The organism is Shewanella sp. MBTL60-112-B2 (genome assembly GCF_019655055.1).
Classification (GTDB): domain Bacteria; phylum Pseudomonadota; class Gammaproteobacteria; order Enterobacterales; family Shewanellaceae; genus Shewanella.
Window position 1 is genome coordinate 133,102 of record NZ_BPFA01000002.1, and the last position, 23,564, is coordinate 156,665.

A 23,564-nucleotide genomic window follows, 5' to 3' on the forward strand; every position below is an offset into this window, starting at 1 on the left:
GCGCACCGATATCATTTGATGCTAGCTATAGTAACAAAAAGGGGAGCCATGCTCCCCTATGTTTACTTGCGAGTAATTTAGGCTTCGGCGCGAACGCTTTGCTCAATGGTTTCTATCTCTTCTTGGATTTCCAACCATTCCATCTCACTTTCCTCAAGCCCTTGAGTCAGTGTGGTACGCTCAGCGAGAACTTGAGTCAGTTTAGCCTTATTATCGGCATCATAAAGGCTAGTATCGGCTAGCATATCTTCAAGCTCTTTTAGACGCTCGTTAGCTTTATGCTGCTCTTTTTCAAGCTTAGTCTGCACTTTTTTAAGCGGTGATAACTTCTGTCTCAGCTCTGCTTCTAAGCGTTTCTGCAGCTTCTTGTCCTGAACGGGTTTACCAGCATCAGACTCTTCCTCTTTGCCAGCGCTTTTTGCCGCATCGAGTAACCACTGATGGTAATCATCTAAGTCACCTTCAAAGCTTTTGACTTCACCTTGGTCAACAAGGTAGTAGTCACTACAGCTTAATCGTAATAAATGCCTATCGTGCGAGACGATAATCATTGCGCCTTCAAAGGTTTGTAGCGCCATAGTCAACGCATGACGCATCTCTAAGTCTAAGTGGTTGGTTGGCTCATCGAGTAGCAATAGGTTAGGGCGTTGCCATACCAAAAGCGCTAATACTAAACGGGCTTTTTCACCGCCAGAGAAAGGCCTGACTGGCGACAATGCCATATCGGCGTTAAAGCCGTAACCGCCTAAGAAGTTACGCAGCTCCTGCTCTTTAGTTGTCGGAGCTAGGCGCACCATATGCTGTAGTGGTGAGTCATCTAAGCTTAAAAACTCTAGCTGATGCTGGGCAAAATAACCGATATTTAAGCCAGGGTTAGTTTCATACTGCCCTTTCATCGGTGAGAGCTCACCTGAAAGCAATTTAACTAAGGTCGACTTACCCGCACCGTTGCGGCCTAACAAACCGATACGAGCGCCGGGAACCAGATTGAGATGAACTTTCTTAAGGATCTCGGTTTCACCGTAACCGATAGAAACCTGTTCCATAGTCACCAGTGGATTTGGCAGGGCTTCAGGTTCCCTAAACGCCATATGGAACGGGCTATCGGCTTGTGATGGCAGTAACTCAGCCATACGTTCAAGCGCTTTTAAGCGGCTTTGAGCCTGTTTAGCCTTACTGGCTTTATAGCGGAAACGGTCAACAAAAGATTGCATATGGGCGCGCTCTTTTTGCTGGCGCTCAAATGCCACTTGCTGCTGGGCCATACGCTCGGCACGCACACGCTCAAACGAGGTGTAGTTACCTTTGTAGTAGTTCAGCTTAGTGTTTTCGACATGAACGATTTCATCGACAATGCCATCGATAAAGTCGCGGTCGTGACTGATCAGAATAAGCGTGCCTTGATAGGCTTTAATCCAACCCTCTAGCCAATACATGGTATCTAAGTCTAAGTGGTTGGTGGGCTCATCGAGAAGCAGTAGATCTGAGCGGCATAATAGGGCTTGGGCCAAGTTAAGACGCATACGCCAACCACCCGAGAAGCTTTTCACCGGGTTGCTCTGCTCTTGCTCACTAAAACCTAGGCCGGCAAGTAAGCTTGCGGCGCGGGAATGAATGGCATAACCGCCAATCGCATCAATTTTGCCATGCAAAAGTGCAATTTTATGACCGTCATCGGCCTCTTGGGCTGCATGCAGTTGGGCTTCAAGTTCGCGGTATTCACTATCGCCATCAATCACATATTCAATTGCAGATACGTCAAGTGCCGGAGTTTCCTGTGCCACGGTAGCCATCTGCCAGCCGCTAGGCATAGTAAACTCACCCTTATCTAGGCTGATTTTTCCTAAGATAAGCGCAAGTAATGAAGACTTGCCGCTGCCGTTTGCTCCAACGAGACCGACCTTGTGGCCTGGATAGACGGTTAATGAAGTTTCATCGAGCAAGGTTTTCGAGCCACGAACGAGTTGAGCTTGAGTGATGGTGATCATTGAAGTCGGCTTACACAGTAAATATTGGCAGGGATAATAGCCTAGAACCCATGGTTACTTCTATGGTGAATCCCAGAAAAGTACGGTCATGGCGCAGCTTTTATGGCAAAATGTTAGACATATATGGACTGGAAGTAAAATCATGACTACAACAACTAAAAAAGTGAAAAAACGTTTCGTGGCTGGCGCTAAGTGCCCTAAGTGCCAAGCTAAAGAGTCTATCGTGTTATTTAAAGAGAATGGCATCGAAACCGTAGAGTGTGTCGACTGTGATTATCGTGAGCAACAAACCGAAGAGAAAGTGACGAAGAAGGCGACAGGCGCTGTGATAGGGGTATTTAATCCGGAATAGGCACTAGAGGGATTAACGATTTACCTCCCTAAATTACTGAGCACCTATACATGTGTGTACCTTGGTGTTCATTTTGCCTAAGTTAGTGTAAACTTGCAGCTTTTGTGGCCAATAAGATGTTGGCCTGAGCTAACTTAGGTAAATGGTAATGACGATAATACGAATGTGTGTGCTGGGGATGAGTCTTGTTCTAACGGGCTGTGGCGTTATCCATGATTATAAACAATCACAGATGTTTAGCACTTTCGATGATTTTCGTCCCGGGCCTGATGGGGGCAGTGATCTTATTTGGGCCCAGCCTAGAATAAAAAGCCTTGGGGATCTCAAACAAATTCTTAATGGGTATGACAAGATAATCGTCGATCAAGCTTGGTTAGTGCTCGATGATAAGACTCGTTACGACAATCTAGACCAACAAGAAATTATTCAAGTGTCGCAATATCTGGTGAGTAAGATTAAAGACAAAGCCAGTCAACGCTTTGAATTAGTTACAGAGCCAGATGACGATACCCTCAGAGTCAGTGTTGCCCTAACCAATATTGAGACTCCCAATCCTATTTTAGCGGTTACCAGTAGCATACTTCCCGTAGGTCTCGGGATTTCTAGCATCTCAAAGGTGGTGACGGGTGAGCACACCAATGTGGGCAGTGCGACCATAGAGTTGATGATTAGCGATGCTAATACAGGTAAGCCAATTGTCGCTGTAATAGATAGAAAAGCGGGCAGTAAAGACTTCAGCACCATGATTGATTCAACCGATGATGCAAAGGATGCCATTGATTGGTGGGTAGAGCGCCTAGGCAAGACCTTACGTGATGAAAGTTTGTAGGGTGCGCTTATTAACAGATAGTTTTGGGAGCCGGGACTGGTACACCTAAGGCTCTGAGGTTAATTAATTTGGCACAGTGAGTGATATTTAGCGGTTATTCCCCATTCGATATGCTGCAACTAAAAGAATAACTGCTACAATAGCGCGCTATAATTTATAGCGATAGCAAACGACAGCTTTTGCTCCTGATGATTTGGAGCCTTGTCACCATGATTTTATCACTGCCAAGCGCGATTTGATGAGCCTTAGTAAGGTATCGAGTCTTAGAGGGTAAACCGCCCTAATGAGCAGTGAATACTTAGGAAAGATACTTTGACTCAAACAGTCCCGAATACCGAAGGCCAAGCGCCATTCTCAAGCCTTAACCTGAAGACTGAGCTGCTAGATAACCTGAAAACAATGGGTTATGACTCTATGACCCCGATTCAAGCGCAAAGCTTACCAGCAATTCTTAATGGCGAAGATGTTATTGGCCAAGGTAAGACTGGCTCAGGTAAAACTGCTGCGTTTGGTTTGGGCTTATTGCACAAGTTAGACGTTAAGCGTTTTCGTATTCAGTGTTTGGTTTTATGCCCAACACGCGAGCTTGCCGATCAGGTGGCAAAAGAGATCCGTACCCTAGCGCGTGGCATTCACAACATTAAAGTACTGACCCTTTGTGGCGGTGTGCCTATGGGACCACAAATTGGTTCACTAGAACACGGTGCACATATCATTGTCGGTACGCCGGGCCGTATTATCGATCACTTAGATCGCGGCCGTTTAGATCTTGAAAATGTGCATACATTAGTGCTCGATGAAGCCGACCGTATGTTAGAGATGGGCTTTCAAGTGGAACTTGAAGGCATTATGGACCGTATGCCAATTGAACGTCAGACGCTGCTGTTCAGTGCAACGTTCCCTGAGCAGATCCAGTCGATTGCCGATAAGATCATGTTCAAGCCTGTGTTAGTAAAAGTGGCTTCGACTCATGCTACTAGTACCATTGAGCAACACTTCTATGAAGTGGGTAATAATAACGATCGCATGCGTGCGCTTAAGTTATTGCTGCTGCAATACCGCCCAGAGAGCGCTGTGGTGTTTTGTAACACTAAGCGTGAAACTAAAGACGTTGCAGCGCAGCTGAAGAACGACGGTTTTAGCGTAGTTGCATTGCATGGCGACCTTGAGCAACGTGACCGTGATCAAACCTTATTGCAGTTTGCCAATAAGAGTGTGTCTATTATGGTGGCGACAGACGTTGCTGCTCGTGGTCTTGATATTGACGCATTAGACGCGGTTATTAACTATCACGTTGCTTACGACACTGAAGTGCACATTCACCGTATTGGCCGTACAGGCCGTGCGGGCAGTAAAGGTTCGGCGCACACTTTCTATAATGACGAAGATGGCTACAAGATTGCGCTACTCGAAGATTATTTAGAGCGTGATATCGTTAATGAAGCGCTGCCATCAGAGAACCTGTTAGATACCTTCCCAGTACAACCTGTGATGATCACATTGCAAATTGATGGTGGTAAAAAGCAAAAGTTACGTCCTGGCGATATCTTAGGTGCGCTAACGGGCGAGAACGGTATTGAAGGTAGTGAAGTGGGTAAGATTAAGATTACTGATATGCGATCTTACGTTGCGGTTAATCGTAAAGTGGCTAAAAAGGCACTACATAAAATTACTAATGGTAAGCTAAAAGGCCGCTCATACCGAGCCTGGGAAATGCGTTAAGCGCATTTTATTCATTACCAGAGCGAGTCTACACATCAGATTCACTCAGGTAATGACAATGATAAGCCACAAAAAAGCAGCGTATATACGCTGCTTTTTTGTGTCTGGAACACTTATGCCAAGGCCCATGGATGGATAGCCTTGGTATTTGTGTCTGGAACACTTATGCCAAAAACTTTAATAGCAAGAGACATGGATGGGTAGTTTTGGTCGTCGTGCCTAGTTCGTTGATATCAAGGTCGGTTGAGACCTTGATATCGAATCGATATTCAATGACTAGCTATTTTGGCTTGGCTTATTTGCACTGCGGTTAGCATTAGGGCGACGTTGGCCTGATGGCTTACCTTGAGTTGAAGCTGAGTTGCCATTAGCAGCATTAGGTCTGCGTGGACGTCTAGGCTGACTTGGTTGTGCATTGGTATTCGGCTGGTGGCCGCGAGCCATTTCGCCGCTACGCTGACCATCTTTATGCTCGACTTTGGCACCGGTGTTTTCAGCATTACCTTGGCGACGTGGGTTAGGTGACTTATTGCTAGCACCACCCGAGTTAGCGCCTTTATTTGGACTACGTGAACGACCATTGCCACGACCTTGGTTACCACCATTACGTGGACCTTTATTTTGACCGTGAGACTTACCCGTTAAGTCAGTATCTGGTAGGTGATAAGTCGGTTCAAATCCTTCAATTACGCGGCGTTCTAGGTTCTGCTTGATCAGTAACTCAATGTCACGCAATAGTTTAATTTCTTCATCGCCAACAAGCGATACCGCATGGCCTGATGCGCCAGCACGACCAGTACGGCCGATACGGTGTACGTAATCCTCTGGCACGTTTGGCAAGTCGAAGTTCACCACTTGTGGTAGCTGGTCGATATCTAGACCACGTGCGGCAATATCCGTTGCCACAAGTACGCGAATTGCGCCGCTTTTAAAGTCAGCTAAGGCTTTGGTTCTTGCGCCTTGGCTCTTATTACCGTGAATAGCTGCCGCGGTAATGTCTTTCGCTTCAAGGTTTTTAGCTAGACGGTTTGCGCCGTGCTTAGTACGGCTAAATACCAATACCTGCTTCCAGTTATTTTGCTTGATAAGTTTTACCAAGACAGCCGCTTTTTGGCCTTTATCAACAGGACAGATCCACTGTTGAACCGTATTGGCTGTTGCGTTACGTGGCGTAACTGAGATCTCAACTGGATTGTTTACTAGCCCTTTTGCTAACTGACGAATTTCATCAGAGAAGGTGGCCGAGAACATAAGGTTCTGGCGCTTAGCTGGCAAAATAGCTAAGATTTTTTTGATGTCATGAATAAAGCCCATGTCTAACATGCGATCGGCTTCATCAAGCACAAGTACTTCAAGCTGGCTAAAGCTCAATGCACGTTGGTTATAAAGGTCGAGTAGACGGCCTGGGGTCGCTACAAGAATATCGACGCCGCGGTTAAGTTTAGTAATTTGAGGGCCAATGCCGACGCCACCAAATACTACGGCCGATTTCAGTGGTAAATTCTTACCATAGATTTCAACGCTTTCGCCAACCTGAGCCGCAAGCTCACGGGTTGGAGTTAACACTAATGCACGCACTTGTTTCGCAGGAGCCTTGGTGCCTTTTGAAAGTAACTCTAGCAGTGGCAGAGTAAAGCCTGCAGTTTTGCCTGTACCTGTTTGCGCGGCGGCCATCACGTCTTTACCTTCAAGTACGGCAGGAATAGCTTGTGCCTGAATAGGTGAAGGAGTGTCATAACCTTTATTGGCAACGGCTTTCAAAATTTGGGCTGATAAGCCCAGTGAGGCAAAACTCATAGATAGGTCTCATTTCGGCTGTCAAATAGGCGTTAAAGTGCGACTGGCAGCGGTTTCAGGGGGCCTGCGGATGCTGGCGGCCGTGCAGCTTACAGGATCTGCTTAAAAAGCGCTAATTATTAAACAATCAGTCGCTAAATAATCAGGGCAGCCTTTAAATCGTTTTTGCTGTTAATGAGTATGGCACTAAATGGGGTTTAGGCTTGAGATCCTGAGGCGGATTGATAATTGTTACGTGCTGAAATCGGCTAATTTTGAAAAAAAATATCGATTGTGTGATTTTTGGGCAATTAAAAGATGTTGTATCAGCGCTGCATGTGTTAATCTCGCGCCCCTGAAAGTTCATCTACCGATTTTTACCAGCAAAATCTAGGTAAGGATTATACCTAATTCGGCGGTTTGTCATGCTGCAGCCAATTGTGAGTTATCATCAAGATGATGAAAATCATTGGGTTGCCAATTTGTCTTGCGGTCATACTCAGCACGTACGCCATCGTCCTCCTTGGGAGCGACGGGATTGGGTGATTCACCGAGAAGGCAGAAATGCCATGCTTGGTTATAAGCTGAATTGTAAGCTGTGTGAATTAGTGTCGGAAATGGAATAAATCCCGTGGCAATGAAAGGTGATCATTCGCAACGTGGTTGATAAACAGAATTATGAACGCGAGAGTGATGCTTAGGGTGTTGGTCTTGCGTATCGATTGAACTTAGCTATAACTATATCGAATTGGCTTTCCTCTTATGGGGCACGTCTCAGGTGCATAGTTTGCTTGGCTCAAGTATTAGCATTATTGTTAGGATAAAAGTAACATGACACAAACTAAGAAGTATGATTTTCGCGTAGTCGCTGATGGCGCAACTTGGACCGGTCAGATCACTCGTCGTCAAACGGCAAGAAAGATCGTGGTATCTAAGAGCAAGAAAGGTTTTGCCACTGAAGCAGAAGCGCAAGCTTGGGGCGAGACTGAGCTTAAGTCATTCTTAGAGAATTTAATTAAGCGTAACGAGCGCAAGGCTAAGGCACGTGGAGAGCGTAACGAAGCAGCTGAAGCTAAAGAGTTAGCTGCTGATGCATGGCGCGATGCTCGTGAAGCCAAAGGTTCAGATAAGAGTTTTGATGAAGATAACCTAGATTACGAGTCTGATTCAGAACGTTAATCTATTTTTCAAAGCGATTTGAATGATTATTTGATTTAGCCTTGGCTAAATCAAATAGGAAGCCGCATTAAGCCTAGCTTGATGCGGTTTTTTTATATTTGTCAATCAGAGGTAACTCCAGTTAATAAGCTCTCATTTATTGATCTAGCTCAATTTTTGTGAGTCCGATAGCAAATATTCCAACCACGTTTTCTTCTGCGATTAATGCCTGCGATACTCAGGCAATATTGAGATGCATTCTCGTTTTTGCATTTACAGCTATTGAACTTAAGCTCGGCATCGAAGTCTTTAACAAGATGCAGGCTTCAATTAGCAAAGATGCCAAATATCGACTCATCACCCACAGCAGTTAGTCTGGAATCACATGGAAAAAACAGTAGAAAAAGAGCTTACAAAGTGGCTTAAACAGCAGAAAAAGGCCTGTGGCTTTTATCTGAATCTGTCGGTTTTTTTCGGTGTGTTAACTGGACTAAGTTTGATGTGCCAAGCCTGGCTCATAGCAACTGTGCTGCAAGGCATTATTATTGATGAGTTACCTAAGAGTGATTTCATTAATCACTTCTGGGCGCTGCTAGCACTGACGGTTGTTCGTGGCGTGCTAGCTTTTGCTCGTGAACGCGCTAGTTTTCAGGCTGGGGCAAGACTTCGTGTGCAGATACGCGGCGCGGTGCTCGATAAGTTAGCCTTGCTTGGCCCTGCTTTTATCAAAGGAAAACCCGCTGGTAGCTGGGCCAGTATCGTGCTGGAGCAAGTGGAAGATCTGCAAGATTTCTACGCCCGTTACCTGCCACAAGTGGTACTAGCAGGCTTCATTCCCTTAATTATTTTGGTCGCGGTATTTCCGATAAACTGGGCGGCGGGTCTTATTCTGTTGGCAACCGCACCGCTTATTCCTATGTTTATGATTTTGGTTGGCATGGGCGCAGCCGATGCTAACCGCAAAAATTTCAGTGCGCTGGCGCGTTTAAGCGGCCACTTTATGGATAGGCTAAAAGGCCTATCGACCCTTAAGTTATTCTATCAAGGCGAGAAAGAAGCCAGAGTTATTCGCAAGGCGTCGGAAGAATTTCGCGAACGCACCATGGCAGTGCTGCGAATGGCGTTTTTAAGCTCTGCGGTACTGGAGTTCTTTGCGGCGGTATCGATTGCAGTGCTCGCTGTCTACTTTGGCTTTAGCTACTTACATCACCTCGACTTTGGTCACTATGGCGTATCTATCAGTCTATTTACCGGTTTATTTGTGCTGATCTTAGCCCCCGAGTTTTATCAGCCCCTTAGAGATATGGGCACTCACTACCATGCTAAGGCACAGGCTATTGGCGCGGCACAAGAGTTAATGGCGCTGCTGGATCACCCAACAGAGCAATATGGCGGTGATAAACAAGTGAACGGCGCAGTGGAGATCGAAGCCACAGACGTAACTGTGTATAGCCTTGATGGTAGCTTGTTATTAGGGCCAGTTAGTTTCCAGATAAAAGCCAATGAACATGTGGCGATTGTAGGCCCAAGTGGTGCAGGCAAAACCAGTTTGCTTAACGCCTTGCTGGGCTTCTTACCTTACAAGGGACAACTCAAGATTGCAGGTACAGAGCTAAGCGAATTAGCGCTCGCGGATTGGCGTAAGCATTTGGCATGGCTTGGCCAAGAGCCACAGCTTTTCCATGGCAGCTTGCGTGACAATATCGCCATGGGGCGAAGCCTATCGGATGACGCAATTTTTACATTGTTAGAGCAGGCACAGATCTTAGACTTTGTTGAGCAGCAGCCGCAGGGGCTCGATTACCCTATTGCTGAGCAAACGGCAGGATTATCTGTCGGTCAGGCGCAGCGCATAGCCTTGGCTCGGGCTTTGGCTCAACAGACGCATCTTTTCATTCTTGATGAGCCGACAGCGAGCCTAGATAGCTTAAGTGAGCAGGCGGTACAAACGACCCTTATGGCTGCCATGCAAGGTAAGGCTTGTGTGATGGTTACCCATAGATTAGAGAATCTGAGCGCTATGGATAAAGTCTTGGTGATGGATAAGGGCGCAATCGTGCAGCAGGGGACATATGACGAGCTAATCTCAAAGCCCGGCACCTTTAAACAGATGCTAGAGGAGGCCTCTAGTGTGAGTGAATTTGATATTGAGCATGAAGTTAGTCTTGAACTAGATACTCAAGCTACAGCCACACAGCAAACACAAGCTGAAGGAGATAAGTAATGAGAGCATTATTTCCTTATATTAAACGCTTTAAAAGCCAATGGTTTATGATGTTTATTGGCCTGTTTTTAAGTATAACCACTTTAATGGCAGGTATCGGGCTATTATCGCTATCTGGTTGGTTCCTTTCTGCAGCTGCCGTAGCGGGTTTGACGGTAGCTACGGCGCAAACATTTAATTATTTCTCTCCGGCGGGGGGCGTTCGCTTCTTATCGATAGTGCGCACAGCTAGCCGTTACGGTGAGCGTTTAGCGACCCACGAGGCAACCTTTAGCCTGCTAACTGACCTGCGTTGCTGGGTCTGGAATAAATTGCTGCCGCTGAGCGCTAAGAATCTACAAGGTGTGCGCCAAGGCGATCTACTTAATCGTTTAGTCGCCGATATCGATACTTTAGATCATCTGTATCTGCGTTTAATCACGCCATTATCGGCCTCATTATTGATGATGCTGGCGTTGTACTTTTTTGTTGGGCATTTCGATCCACAGCTTGCCTTGACTCTATGTAGCGTGCTGCTCGCAGTATGGATATTACTGCCTACGACCTTCTATTTTCTGGGGCGCAAGCCGGGCATCGCTCAGTTAGAGACTAAACGCCAGTTAAGGGTTCAGCTTTTGGAATACCTGCAAGGACAGGCAGAGCTGACGCTGTTTGGCGCACAAAAGGCATATAGAGACAGACTTAATCAAGCGCAAAGCGTGATGATAAATAGTCAAAATGCCATGAACCGCGTGACGGCACTAAGCCAAGCTTGTTTGATTCTGTGTCATGGTTTTGCCGTGCTACTGATGCTGTATTTGGCGGCAACCGGAGTTGGCAGTGCTGTGCCTCCTGGGCCAAGACTGGCCATGATAGTCTTCTTAACTATGGCGACAATCGAAATGATGATGCCACTCGCTGGCGCCTTCCAGCATCTGTCGGCATGTAGCTCTGCGGCGACACGACTCAATGAGGTGGTAGAGCAGAGCCCAAGCGTTACTTTCGCGCAGCATGCAAGCGTAGAGATCTCTGGTGGTCATATCGGCTTTGACCAAGTCGCCTTCGGTTATGTGGAAAATCAAACTGTGCTAAAGGGGCTCAACCTCGAGATCCCTGCAGGCAAAAAAGTCGCCCTGCTAGGGCAAACTGGCTGTGGTAAATCGAGCCTATTATCGCTGCTAACCCGAGAATGGTTGCCAAACCAAGGGCGCATTACTATTGATGGTCATGATGTAGCGGACTATACCGAGCAGCAACTACGTCAAGCTATGTCTGTAGTGAGTCAGCGGATCTACCTTTTCAGCGGTAGCTTGCGCGATAACTTGGCCTTGGCCATCGAGGGAGCGACTCGTAAGGATGATGATAAGCTGATAGCTGTGCTACAAAAGGTCGGTTTAGACAGCTTACTGCAGGGGGATAAGCCCCTAGATACTTGGATAGGTGAGGGCGGGCGACAGCTTTCTGGCGGAGAGCAGCGCCGCATCGGTGTGGCAAGAGTGTTACTGCGAGATGCACCAATTTTACTTTTAGATGAGCCTACAGAAGGCTTAGATAAGCGCACCGAGCGTGAAATACTGCGTCTATTGTTCGAGTTCGCTGAAGCTAAGACCATGCTGATGATCAGCCATAGATTAACTGCGATGAACAAGATGGATACTATCCACTTGATGGATCAAGGCGCAATTCGTGCTAGTGGTAACCATGCAGACTTACTCGACTCTGATGATTATTACGCTAGCTTGTACCAGCGTTTAGCCTAAGTTAAACCGTTAATAGATAGAGAATAAAAAGCCCTGAATTATCAGGGCTTTTTATTCGCAATGGTACGATAAAGTTTAGATCTTAAAACGAGAAACACGCTCGCTTAAGCCACTCGAGGTCTGTAGCATCTGCATTGCATTGTCAGTCACCTCTTGGGTTTGCGAAGACAATAGATGAGAAGTATCGCTAATGGCTTGAGTGTTGCGGCTAATGTCTTCTGAAACCGCACGCTGTTCTTCTGCTGCGCTGGCAATTTGGGTTGCCATATCGGAGATCTCGGTGATTGAATGAGTAATGCTTTCTAAACTCTGTTTTGCTTGGTTAGCAAACTCAACACTAGTGTGGGCAATATCAGTACTCGATGCCATAGATGCCACCGCTTGCTGACTGTTTTGCTGCAAGGTGGCAATCATGGCGCGGATCTCTTCGGTAGAGTCTTGGGTACGGTGACTTAGCACTCGTACTTCATCAGCCACTACGGCAAAGCCTCTGCCTTGTTCACCGGCTCGCGCTGCTTCAATTGCGGCATTTAGTGCCAGTAAGTTAGTTTGTTCGGCAATCGCTTGAATCGTCGACAGGATTTGATTAATGTCTGTCGCGTTTTTCTCTAGTGCTGAAACCACTTTAGAGGCGTCGCTAAGTTGCTCTGAAAGCAGCTCGATAGAGTCGCTACTCTTAACAATAACGTCATTCCCTTCAATACAGGCTTGAGTTGATACTTGCGATGCACTGGCTGTCATCTCTGCATGATTGGCCACTTCACTGGCGGTAGCAGACATTTCATGGATAGCTGTAGCTATTTGATCCACATCTTGGTGCTGGCCATTCACACCGTCACTGGCTTTGGCTGCGATGTCTGAAGATTCATGGATCTGCTGGATCAGCAGTTCAGTATCATTTGATATCGCCTTAATCATCTGCTGTAGACTCGCGAGGAAGCGATTCATGTGGCGTTCTAGTTGACCAATTTCATCTTCTCTATTTGCCGCAAAACGCTGAGTTAGGTCACCATCGCCTTTTGATAGGGCTTCAATAGCAAGACTCAGTTGCTGCAGTGGCTTAAACAGATAGCTTACTGAGACCGAAGCTATTAGCAAAATGATAATGGCCAATATTGTCACTGCAATTAGCGACTGTAGGATCTGCTGCTCTATCGCTTGATAGGCAAGGCTCTTGTCTTCGATTAAGCCTAAGGTCCAATTTGTTCCCTTAAGTGGGGTTAAACTGATCAGCTTATCGCGGCCATCTTGCCACTCTATCGTACTCACTTCACTACTATTACGTAGGCTTTGAATGTTCGACTGAGTCAGTTGTTGCGATAAACGTTTAGCGTCTTGCTGAGCATAGTTTCTATCTCTAAAGGCTAGGATCTTGTTGTTTTCATCGAGTAGGAAAGCAAAACCTGAGTTGGCGATATTGAGATTATCGATCTGCTGGGTGATATAACTAATGCTCAAATCTGCCGCTAATACACCGGAAACTTGACCATTAAAGCGTTTAGCTAAGGTCACTACGGTATCGCCTGAGATATCGACGTAAGGAACTGTCGTGATGATCTCGTGGCTATTATATGCATCTCGGTACCAAGGGCGGGTTCTACCATCGAAATCTGCAGGGATCTCAACGCTCTTGTCGCCAGATATCACCTGACCATTCTCAAGCCCCATATACAGGTTGATAAAGCCGCCTGCATAAATGCTAAGTTCTAGTTCTTTGGCGTTATCTAGGCCATTTTTTAGAGGGGCTTCATTGGCGCTGATGATGCGCTTCTTATCTGCTAACCAACTAAAAATATTATTACTCACCGATTCAGCTTGTAGCGCAAAACGGGTTGCGATAGCGTGTTCAGTATGTTGGTTTAATTGCTTAGATGCGATAAGCGCTAAAGTTGCTGTTATGGTCACGATAACCAGCAAGACGGCAAGTTGTATCTTGTGCTTAATTGTAAGAGTCATTTTTATATTATTGACCGACGAGTCAATAACCTAGAGCGGTTATAGCTGTCAGTTCTGTAAGGTCTTGTTGAGAGTGGGCGGATTATAATTGAAGACATTTAATTGAGCATTTGAATCATTTCGTCTGTGAGAGATCTATCTCAAATTATTAATAAGTCACACCAAAATTATTGATGGAATTTTAACAAGCTACAAGCGTAAAAGTAGAGGTTAACAAAAAGCCCTGTTTAAACAGGGCTTCTTAGTCGATTACAGTCTGATAGTTTAGATCTTAAAGCGTGAGACCCGATCGCTTAATTCACCTGAGGTTTGTAACATCATCTGTGCGTTGTCACTGACCTCTTGCGTTTGGTGCGATAGCTCATTAGAAGTATCACTGATCGCCTGGGTATTGCGACTGATGTCTTCAGATACTGCACGTTGCTCTTCGGCTGCTCCAGCAATTTGGGTCGCCATATCAGAGATCTCGGTGATGGAGTCTGTGATCCGCTCTAAGCTCTCTTTTGCTTGGCTAGCAAAGGCGACGCTAGACTTGGCAATATCCGTACTCGATGCCATTGACGACACTGCATGCTGGCTATTTTGCTGTAGGGTGGCGATCATGGCTCGGATCTCTTCAGTAGAGTCTTGAGTGCGATGACTCAGTACGCGTACCTCATCGGCAACCACGGCAAAGCCTCGGCCTTGTTCACCGGCACGTGCGGCTTCAATGGCAGCGTTAAGAGCGAGTAAGTTGGTTTGCTCGGCAATAGCCTGAATAGTTGAGAGGATCTGATTGATTTCAGTGGCATTCTCTTCAAGTGCCGAAACCACTTTTGAGGCATCACCAAGTTGCAATGAAAGCTGCTCAATAGAGTCGCTGCTCTTCACTATCACCTCGTTACCTTCTACGCAGGCTTGGGTTGATACTTGAGCGGCATTGGCAGTCATCTCTGCATGATTAGCCACTTCGCTTGCAGTGGCTGACATCTCGTGGATAGCGGTTGCGATTTGATCAACGTCTTGATGTTGACCGTTAACTCCAGCACTGGCTCTTGCGGCAATGTCTGAGGATTCGTTGATCTGCTTGATTAGCAGTTCAGTATCGCTAGAAATTGCCTTAACCATCTGCTGTAGACTTTCTAGGAAGCGGTTCATATGGCTCTCTAGTTGGCCTATTTCATCTTGCTTTCTTGCTGCAAAGCGTTGGGTCAGATCGCCATCACCTTTAGATAAGGCTTCAATCGCATTCGATAGCTGCTGCAGAGGTTTAAACATGTGATTAACGATCAAAGAAGCAATAATCAAGATGATAAATGCAAGTATAACGACAACAATAAGCTTGTTGATGACTTGCTCTTCAATGGCTTGATAAGCTAAATCTCTGTCTTCAATTAAACCTAAGGTCCAGTTGGTGCCCTTCAGCTTAGTTAATCGCAGTAGCTTTTCTGTGCCGTCTTGCCACTCAATCGTGGTGATCTCGCCTTGATTGCGTAACGATTCGATATTCGATGCCGTCAAGGTTCGAGCAAGACGATTTGCATCCTTCTGAGCATAGCTCGAGTCGTGATAAGCGAGGATCTTATTGTGTTCGTCTAGCAGGAAAGCAAACCCAGCATTATCAATCTGCAGGTTATTAATTTGCTCGGTAATATAGCCAATGCTTAGATCTGCAGCCAGAACACCATTCATCGCGCCATTAAAACGTTGAGCCAGCGTTACCACTGCGGCCCCCGTAATATCGATATAGGGCGGTGTGATAATCATTTCTGAGCTGTTGAAAGCCTGTTTATACCAAGGGCGAGTGAGTGGGTCATAGTCCTCTGGCCAAGGCTGGCTCTTATCACCAGAGATAATGTCACCGGTATCAAAGCCTGCATATACGTCGATAAAACCGCCGCTATTAATCGATAGCCATAACTCTCTATCACTATCTAGGCCTTGCTTTATTCGAGATTCGTTAGCCTTAACGATGCTTTTCTTATCTTCTAGCCAGCTGTAAATGTTGTTAGTTACTGACTCTGCTTGTAGCTTGAATCGGGTTGAAATAGCCGTTTCAGTATCATGGGTTAGTTGACGAGTAGACAGCGTGGCCAGTGTGGCGCTGATGGCAATAATTGTCATTAGCACGGCTAGTTGAATTTTATGCTTTATTGTTAGATTCATTTTATTTACCGCTAATAAAATCTGTTTTAATTGGTTGCTTAGGCTAGAAAATAATAAAAGAGTAGAGCAAAGTAGAGATTCAAAATCAGCAGGATTATAGAGTAATTATTTTAACGAAGTATATCAATAATGTAATAAATGAGAGACTCGCCTCAAATAATATACAATATTCTAACTTCTTGTTAGCTATCACGGTAATACACTTGTATAGAATTATGAATGCAGCAATAGATTTAGATCTATTGCTGCGCCAATAATGCGTAAGTAGTAGGTAAAAGCGCTGATTAAAAAGGCCGATTACAATCGTAACCGGCCTTTATTCTAGCGGCATAATGCCTTTAACTGTTTAGCGACTTAAGTGCTCACTAGTCTTCGCTATCACCTAAAGATAATAGGGTCGCATTACCGCCAATCGCAGTAATATTATTGGTGTGGGTTTTCTCAGTAATAAAGCGTGTTAGGTAGTGTGGACCACCGGCTTTAGGGCCTGTACCTGATAAGCCTTGGCCACCGAAAGGCTGCACGCCAACCACCGCACCAATTTGATTACGGTTAATGTAAACATTACCCGCTCTCACTCTATCAGCCAGCTTAAGTGCATGGCCTTCATTGCGACTGTGGATCCCTAAGGTGAGGCCAAAGTTGGTTGAGTTAATTTCAGCTATCACCTTATCAAGCTCAGAGGACTTGTAACGGATGACATGCAGGATGGGACCGAAATGCTCTTTTTCTAACATCTTAATCGAGTCGATTTCTACCGCCGTTGGTGCAACATAGTAACCATTCTTAGTGCTTTCAGGCAGTTCGACTTGCTTGAGTAACTTACCCACTTGCTTAATATGGTCAATATGCGCATTTAAGTTAGCGGCCGCTGCGGCATCAATGACTGGGCCAACATCGGTTTTCACCGAGTTTGGATTACCAATCGTCAGTTCTTCCATTGCACCTTTCATTACGTCGAGCACGCGATCGGCGATTTCATCTTGTAAAAACAGTACGCGTAATGCAGAGCAACGCTGGCCAGCACTGGTGAAAGAAGAAGAGACCACATCATTAACGACCTGCTCTGGTTGTGATGTTGAATCGACCACCATGGCATTTTGGCCGCCAGTTTCGGCGATGAGTGGAATAATCGCACCTTCACGCATGGCAAGAGTGCGGTTAATTAACTTGGCAGTGCCAGTTGAACCGGTAAAGCATACCCCACCAATACGTTCGTCTGAAGTAATCGCCGCTCCGACCGTTGCACCTGTACCAGGCAGGAATTGCAGCACGTCTTTCGGAATACCAGCTTCATGCGCAAGCTGAGTCGCTCTGTAACCAACAATCGATGTTTGCTCTGCAGGTTTTGCGATCACAGTATTACCTACCGCTAGAGCAGCAGTCACTTGGCCTAAGAAAATAGCTAGTGGGAAGTTCCATGGACTAATACAAACAAAAATGCCACGGCCATGTAGGTGTAACTCATTCAGTTCACCAGTTGGGCCAGGGAGCAGTTCAGGCTTCGCCATCATCTTTTTCGCCTGAACGGCGTAATAACGGCAAAAATCTACGGCTTCACGCACTTCATCTATGCCGTCTTGTATGCTCTTACCGGCTTCTCTTGTACATAGTACGATGAGTTCTTCACGGTTCTCTTCCAACAAGTCAGCCAGCTTCTGTAGTGCATTTGCACGCACTTCTACTGGAGTGGCATTCCAACGAGGGAATGCTGCATCGGCACTCGATAGCGCTTGTTCAATTGCCTGATTATTAGCAAAAGCAATTTTACCCACCACTAAATTGGTATCGAATGGGCTCACGACCTCTTTGGTTTCACCAGTTAAGGTTTCACCGTTAATTAACGGGCCAGCCGACCAGGTAGTGTCTTTAAATTTGTCGAGTGCAGCAAAAAATGGTGCAGACTCAGAGATAATGTTCATGTTCATTCCCTTGGAGTTTTTACGCTCAGCCCCGAATATATCTTCAGGCATAACGATTTTATTATTAGCCAGGGTTTTATAACCCTTAAGTGTTGTCAAAGGATGCACCACTAACGACTCAATAGGGGTCTTAGGATCAACAAGTTTGTGTACAAATGAGGTATTGGCGCCATTTTCAAGCAGGCGACGAACTAGGTAAGGTAAGAGGTCTTTGTGTGCGCCAACGGGAGCGTAGATCCGCACGTTCTTAACGCCGCCTTCGGCTAAAAGTGTGTCATAGAGTTCTTCTCCCATGCCGTGTAGGCGTTGGAATTCATACTCTCGTTCTCCAGCCATGTCAGTTATGCTGGCAACCGTTTGTGCGTTATGGCTAGCAAACTGCGGGTAAATGGCTCCGCGAGTGGCGTCAGATAGCAAGTATCGCGCACAGGCAAGATATGAAACATCGGTACCAGCTTTGTGCGTATAAAGTGGGTAACCGGCTTCACCGTTTTCTTGAGACCATTTCAGTTCACTATCCCAATATGCTCCCTTTACTAGACGCAGTGGGATTTCATCACCTTGATCTTTCGACAGGCGAGTTAACCAGCATAGTACCGGTAGAGCACGCTTTGAATAGGCCTGAACAACAATACCTAGTAGGCCCCAGCCTTTTGCGGCATCGGAGTTATATAACTTCTGGAATAGCTTGAGAGAAAGCTCAAGTCTGTCCATCTCTTCAGCATCAATTGAAATGCCCACATTAAGGCTACGAGCTTGCTTGATAAGCAGAATTAGCGTGTCATATAGTTCGGTGAGCGTTCTGTCTTCATTGGCGACTTCATAACGAGGGTGCAATGCGGAGAGCTTGATAGAGATAGTTGGGCGAGGCGCATCGCTAGTGTCATATTCTTGAGCACCTAGAGACGCAATTGCGCTTGAGTAATCTTCGAAATACTTTTGTGCATCTTTTTTAGTAAGTGCAGCTTCACCTAACATGTCGTAACTGTGGGTATAGCCAAGTTTACGTTTGTCGATACTGTTTTTAAGCGCTTCTTTTACGGTACGACCCAGTACAAACTGTTTCCCCATGATCTTCATAGCAGCAAGCATGGATTGTCTTATAACAGGCTCGCCGACCTTATTGACTAAGCGGTTTAACAGGCTGCTTGGCTTACCATCAATACTGTGGTCAAGCTTAACGATTTTACCCGTTAGCATTAAGCCCCAAGTTGAGGCATTCACCAAAATTGAATCACTCTTGCTTAAATGCTCATCCCACTTAGCACCTGATAGCTTGTCTTCGATTAATGCATCGGCGGTGGCGGCATCAGGAATACGCAATAGCGCCTCAGCAAGACACATCAAAATAATGCCTTCTTGAGTCTCTAAACTATATTGCTGAAGGAAAGCGTCAACACCGACCATAAGGCCTTTCTTGTCGTATTGACGGACTTTATTAACTAGCTCGTGTGCTCGAGTTGTCACACGGTTGATCTCTTCATCACTTGAAGGAACTAGCTTTATCAAATCAGATAAATATTGTTCTTCATCGACAATGTAATTATCGCTGATCGCTTGGAACAGTTCGTTGAGATTGGCTGAGTCATAATGACCAGCTAGAACTTCACTCGCTTTGAACATAGTAATCGCTTCCATCTGGGCCACAGGGGCCGATTGCTTGGGTAAGGTGTTACGATGAAACCTCTGTTGTTATTCTTTTGTATACAATCTAAGGCTTTCGCGGGGCCGATTATAACCATAAAATGTGATGGGTGACAATATTGACATATTTAGTGTGATCCGCGTTTGATTTTCTTATGGCTAAAGGTGCGCTAGCCCATATGCTATAGGGGCTAGGGAAAGATTAAAAATAATACAGTGTTTTAATCGCATCGGCTTTATATGCGGTTTCACTGAATTATTACCATTGAATTTTAGGCCTTTTAGATTTTGTGATGAAAACCAAGATGATACCTATTAGCGCCAGCAGTGATCGTTTGCCATGGTGTGATTTGGTCAACTTGTTCGGAGCTCATCTCTACCATATAAGAGTTGAAAAAAAGCCCATGCGGGGGGAAGGCTGGCTCAATATTTGGCTTTTGTTTAACGCCGTAGTTTAACGGCTTGATTAGAGAGTTGAACCAAAAGATATCTAGAGCATACTGACAATGGTCATTAACGCTCCTGTATGGCTCACACAGGGTTAAAATGCAGTTTGACTGGAACAGGTGTTACTTTCTTCGCTTTGATGATTAGGCTTGTGTTTTGACGCTCTGGAGTCGCATTGAAGCTTAAGCTGGTAAACTTATTTCAGGCGGATACCCTGATAATAAAAAAGCCCATGTATGGATAACATAGGCTTTATTAGGCGTTGATAAGATTAACTGAATGCTATTACCAGCGAATCTTAGGCTTACTATGTAGCGGTCTTGGGTAGCTATGAGTCTTAGGCTGGTAAACTTACTTCAGGCGGATATCCTGGCAATAAAAAAGCCCATGTATGGATAACATAGGCTTCAATAGGCGTTGCTAAGATTAACTGAATGCTATTACCAGCGGTTGTTAGGCTTACTATGTAGCGGTCTTGGGTAGCTATGAGGCTTAGGCTGGTAATCTTATTTCAGGCGGATACCCTGGTAATAAAAAAGCCCATGTATTGATAACATAGGCTTCAATAGGCGTTGCTAAGATTAACTGAATGCTATTACCAGCGGTTGTTAGGCTTACTATGTAGCTGTCTTGGGTAGCTATGAGGCTTAGGCTGGTAATCTTATTTCAGGCGGATACCCTGGTAATAAAAAAGCCCATGTATGGATAACATAGGCTTCAATAGGCGTTGCTAAGATTAACTGAATGCTATTACCAGCGGTTGTTAGGCTTACTATGTAGCGGTCTTGGGTAGTATTGAAGCTTAGGCTGGTAAGGGCGGATACCCTGGTAATAAAAAAGCCCATGTATGGATAACATAGGCTTTAATAGGCGTTGCTAAGATTAACTGAATGCTATTACCAGCGATTCTTAGGCTTACGTTGTGGTCTTGGTAGGTAAACTATGATGATACCCAGCAGTAGACCGCCAGCGGCAATAAAACCACCTTGCTTCCACATCTCGAAACGTTCGTTTCTTTGCATACTCGCAAGTTTTGCCTTGGCACTATCACGTTCATTGCTAGCACTACTCAAAGCTTTTTGAGCTGCAGCAAGTTCAGACTTAACTTGTCTAAGTTCCTGAGCATTATTATCGCCGCTGCTTAATGCTGACTCTAACTCCGCTTTGGTTTGCTCAAGCTCAGCTTGAATCGCTGGCAGTTGAACTCTAAGGCTCGCTTTAGCGCTTAGCATTTTGCTCTGAACCCAACCTTCACGACCTTTGTGGTCAACTATCTTACTGTAGTCGCCCTGGGTTTCCTTGAGTGAAGTTACCTCTTGGCCAGCTTCAATGCTACCCAATATACGGAACTGAGTTCCTGGGCCACCATGGAGGTAGATGTAAACATCATCTGAGATGTAGCGCGTTTGGTTTGCTGCAAGCAAAGAAGGGGAAAGTAACATCATTCCCGCAATAATTAGAATTCTTAACACTAATCTATTCTCATCTACGAAATTTAGCCCACATGCTAGGGATTTAAAGGGGGTAATGCAAGTGGCAAAAGATGGATAAAACGCAAAAGGGAAGTTTGATATAAAAATTATCAAACTTCCCTTAAAATTACGTCGTTCTTGTAAATCGAATGTTGCTCAACCTTAGTTGAAAATACCCTTAATCATGAAGAAGAACATGATTGAAAGAGCTGCACCAGCCGGAAGGGTTACAACCCAAGATACTACGATGTTACGTACAACACCCATGTTGATTGCTGCAATACCACGCGCCATACCTACACCCAGAACCGCACCAACAAGTGTTTGTGTAGTTGAGATAGGAAGACCGGTACCTGATGCAATAACAACGGTTGACGCTGCTGCAAGTTCAGCTGCGAAACCACGGCTTGGTGTTAGGTGAGTAATGTTCTTACCAATAGTCTGCATTACGCGTTGACCAAAGATAGCAAGACCCAGAACGATACCTACAGCACCTAGAGGTAGAATCCACCAAACTAGCGGTGCAGTACTGTTAATTTGACCACCACTTTCAACAACAGATACCACTGCTGCTAATGGGCCAATCGCGTTAGCTACGTCGTTTGAACCGTGAGCAAATGCCATACAACATGCAGTTACAACCATTAAGATAGCGAATACTTTCTCAACGTTGCCGAACTGTGTTTGACGATCCACTTTAGAGTCCATCTTAAGACGCTTAATCGCAAGCATACCGCCAAAACCTACAACGACTGCAATCAATGTTGCTAAGCCATACGCCTCAGCTGTGCTGAAGTTGATGCCAACATGCTTAAGACCTTTAGTGATTGTCACAAGTGACATCATAAAGCCCGCTAGTGCCATGTAGTAAGGAACGTAGCGCTTAGCGTTCTCTAGTGGGTTATCTGTGTTGAAAATGAGCTTTTGTACACTCTGGAATATCAAAAAGGCGATAAAGCCTGATATTGCCGGGGTGACAACCCAAGAACCAACGATACCACCTACTTTGCCCCAAGCAACCGCGTCGCTACCCACACCCACTGCAGCGAAACCAACGATGGCGCCAACAATTGAGTGAGTAGTCGATACTGGCCAGCCTAAAGCTGACGCAACGATCAACCAGATACCTGCAGCAAGCAATGCTGAAATCATGCCGTAAACCAGTAATTCTGGTGAATCGACAAAATAAGCAGAGTCAATAATGCCTTTACGAATCGTACTGGTTACTTCACCACCAGCAAGATACGCACCTGCAAACTCAAAGATCATAGCGATAATGATCGCTTGTTTAATTGTAATCGCATTTGAACCTACAGAGGTTCCCATTGCATTGGCTACGTCATTGGCGCCAATACCCCATGCCATTAAAAAACCAAATAGAGCCGCAATACCAATAAGCCATGGGCCGTTGGTGACTAATACATCAACCATGTTGTTACCTTGATAATCTTTTGATTAGACGCGAGCTAACATTAGCTCTAGGCGGGAACCGACTCGTTCAGCAAGATCTGCCAAGTCACCAACCCACTCAATTATCTTGTAGAGGAACATTACATCCACAGGGTTTAATTCAGATTCGATGGAGTAAAGCTGTCTACGGATCTTAATCTGTAAATCATCAGTATCTTCTTCGATAGAATCTAACTCTGCGATCATTTTAGCGACAAGATCCACTTCACGACCTCTAAAACCTGTTTCTAACAGATCGTCGAGTTCGTTAATTGCTTCTTTAGACAGAGATACTGCATCGATGCAGCGCTGTAAATAAGCAATAAATGGTTCTTGAATGACTAGAGGTAACTCTAATTGTCGGCCAATGACGCGGCCGGATATGTCTTTTGCTTTGTTAGCAATCTTATCTTGCTGGGTAAGTAGCTCCAGTAAGTCAGTGCGTTCAACAGGCATAAACAGACCGCCAGGCAGAGTTAGGCGGATCTCACGCTTTAGTGAGTCAGCTTCTTGCTCTGCAAAGCTAATTTGCTTACGCAATTGAACGGCTTTGTCCCAGTCTCCTGCGACAGTAGCTTCAAAAAATGGGACAAGTAATGACGCACAGTCGTATACTTTGTCGATATGCTCTTGAAGAGGCTTAATTGGCGATTTTGCAAACACGCCTAAAATAGAGTTTACTGGCATTGCCGTGTACCTATTTTGGTTATTCCACTATTGGAAAAAGCGGGCGCATGTTAA

16 protein-coding genes are annotated in these 23,564 nt (G+C 45.4%); 8 read left to right on the top strand and 8 right to left on the bottom strand.

Annotated features, from left to right (window positions below; genetic code table 11):
• Positions 1–77 precede the first annotated feature (77 nt).
• The gene (locus K5Q73_RS01900) at positions 78–1,988 is read right to left on the bottom strand and encodes an ABC transporter ATP-binding protein (RefSeq protein ID WP_220758861.1); all 1,911 of its coding nucleotides are present in this window, start codon (positions 1,986–1,988) and stop codon (positions 78–80) included.
• A 142-nt stretch (positions 1,989–2,130) separates the two neighbouring features.
• On the opposite strand from K5Q73_RS01900, the gene K5Q73_RS01905 reads away from it, so the two are divergent.
• The 3 genes from K5Q73_RS01905 (at position 2,131) to dbpA (ending at position 4,891) form a co-directional block, all read left to right on the top strand.
• Positions 2,131–2,340 (top strand): YheV family putative zinc ribbon protein, encoded by a 210-nt coding sequence (locus K5Q73_RS01905; protein WP_220758860.1) that lies wholly within the window; start codon positions 2,131–2,133, stop codon positions 2,338–2,340.
• A gap of 148 nt (positions 2,341–2,488) precedes the next feature.
• A complete protein-coding gene (locus K5Q73_RS01910) occupies positions 2,489–3,169 on the top strand; it encodes a DUF3313 domain-containing protein (RefSeq protein ID WP_220758859.1) in 681 nt (226 codons plus the stop codon).
• 312 nt (positions 3,170–3,481) lie between these two features.
• Complete coding sequence (gene dbpA / locus K5Q73_RS01915; RefSeq protein ID WP_220758858.1) at positions 3,482–4,891, top strand: ATP-dependent RNA helicase DbpA; 1,410 nt, start codon at positions 3,482–3,484, stop codon at positions 4,889–4,891.
• A 276-nt stretch (positions 4,892–5,167) separates the two neighbouring features.
• Here dbpA and K5Q73_RS01920 read toward each other — a convergent pair whose 3' ends face one another.
• On the bottom strand, positions 5,168–6,688 hold the full coding sequence (locus tag K5Q73_RS01920) for a DEAD/DEAH box helicase (protein ID WP_220758857.1): 1,521 nt from the start codon (positions 6,686–6,688) through the stop codon (positions 5,168–5,170).
• A gap of 404 nt (positions 6,689–7,092) precedes the next feature.
• Between K5Q73_RS01920 and K5Q73_RS01925 the strand changes: the two genes are divergently transcribed.
• From K5Q73_RS01925 to cydC, 5 genes are all read left to right on the top strand, one after another.
• Entirely contained in the window at positions 7,093–7,293 is a 201-nt protein-coding gene (locus tag K5Q73_RS01925; protein WP_220758856.1) for a DUF3565 domain-containing protein, read from the top strand.
• Positions 7,294–7,498: 205 nt separating this feature from the next.
• Positions 7,499–7,846, top strand: coding sequence for a DUF3622 domain-containing protein (locus K5Q73_RS01930; RefSeq protein WP_220758855.1), 348 nt, complete (start codon positions 7,499–7,501; stop codon positions 7,844–7,846).
• Between the two features lie 158 nt (positions 7,847–8,004).
• Positions 8,005–8,199, top strand: coding sequence for a hypothetical protein (locus K5Q73_RS01935; RefSeq protein WP_220758854.1), 195 nt, complete (start codon positions 8,005–8,007; stop codon positions 8,197–8,199).
• 11 nt (positions 8,200–8,210) lie between these two features.
• Positions 8,211–10,049 carry a cysteine/glutathione ABC transporter permease/ATP-binding protein CydD gene (gene cydD, locus K5Q73_RS01940; RefSeq protein WP_220758853.1) on the top strand — a complete coding sequence of 613 codons (1,839 nt, stop codon included), beginning with the start codon at positions 8,211–8,213 and terminating at the stop codon, positions 10,047–10,049.
• Positions 10,049–11,788, top strand: coding sequence for a cysteine/glutathione ABC transporter ATP-binding protein/permease CydC (gene cydC, locus K5Q73_RS01945; RefSeq protein WP_220758852.1), 1,740 nt, complete (start codon positions 10,049–10,051; stop codon positions 11,786–11,788). The genes cydD and cydC overlap by 1 nt, the downstream gene beginning before the upstream one ends.
• A 75-nt stretch (positions 11,789–11,863) precedes the next feature.
• Here the strand turns inward: cydC and K5Q73_RS01950 are convergent, their stop codons facing one another.
• The 6 genes from K5Q73_RS01950 to K5Q73_RS01975 form a co-directional block, all read right to left on the bottom strand.
• Positions 11,864–13,744, bottom strand: a complete 1,881-nt coding sequence (locus K5Q73_RS01950) for a methyl-accepting chemotaxis protein (RefSeq protein ID WP_220758851.1) — start codon at positions 13,742–13,744, stop codon at positions 11,864–11,866.
• Positions 13,745–14,008: 264 nt separating this feature from the next.
• Positions 14,009–15,889 (bottom strand): methyl-accepting chemotaxis protein, encoded by a 1,881-nt coding sequence (locus tag K5Q73_RS01955; RefSeq protein ID WP_220758850.1) that lies wholly within the window; start codon positions 15,887–15,889, stop codon positions 14,009–14,011.
• Between the two features lie 365 nt (positions 15,890–16,254).
• Entirely contained in the window at positions 16,255–19,449 is a 3,195-nt protein-coding gene (gene putA / locus K5Q73_RS01960) for a bifunctional proline dehydrogenase/L-glutamate gamma-semialdehyde dehydrogenase PutA (protein WP_220758942.1), read from the bottom strand.
• Between the two features lie 1,349 nt (positions 19,450–20,798).
• A complete protein-coding gene (locus tag K5Q73_RS01965) occupies positions 20,799–21,344 on the bottom strand; it encodes a TIGR04211 family SH3 domain-containing protein (protein WP_220758941.1) in 546 nt (181 codons plus the stop codon).
• A gap of 192 nt (positions 21,345–21,536) precedes the next feature.
• Positions 21,537–22,805, bottom strand: coding sequence for an inorganic phosphate transporter (locus K5Q73_RS01970; RefSeq protein WP_220758849.1), 1,269 nt, complete (start codon positions 22,803–22,805; stop codon positions 21,537–21,539).
• A 24-nt stretch (positions 22,806–22,829) separates the two neighbouring features.
• A complete protein-coding gene (locus K5Q73_RS01975; protein ID WP_220758848.1) occupies positions 22,830–23,510 on the bottom strand; it encodes a TIGR00153 family protein in 681 nt (226 codons plus the stop codon).
• Positions 23,511–23,564: the final 54 nt, after the last annotated feature.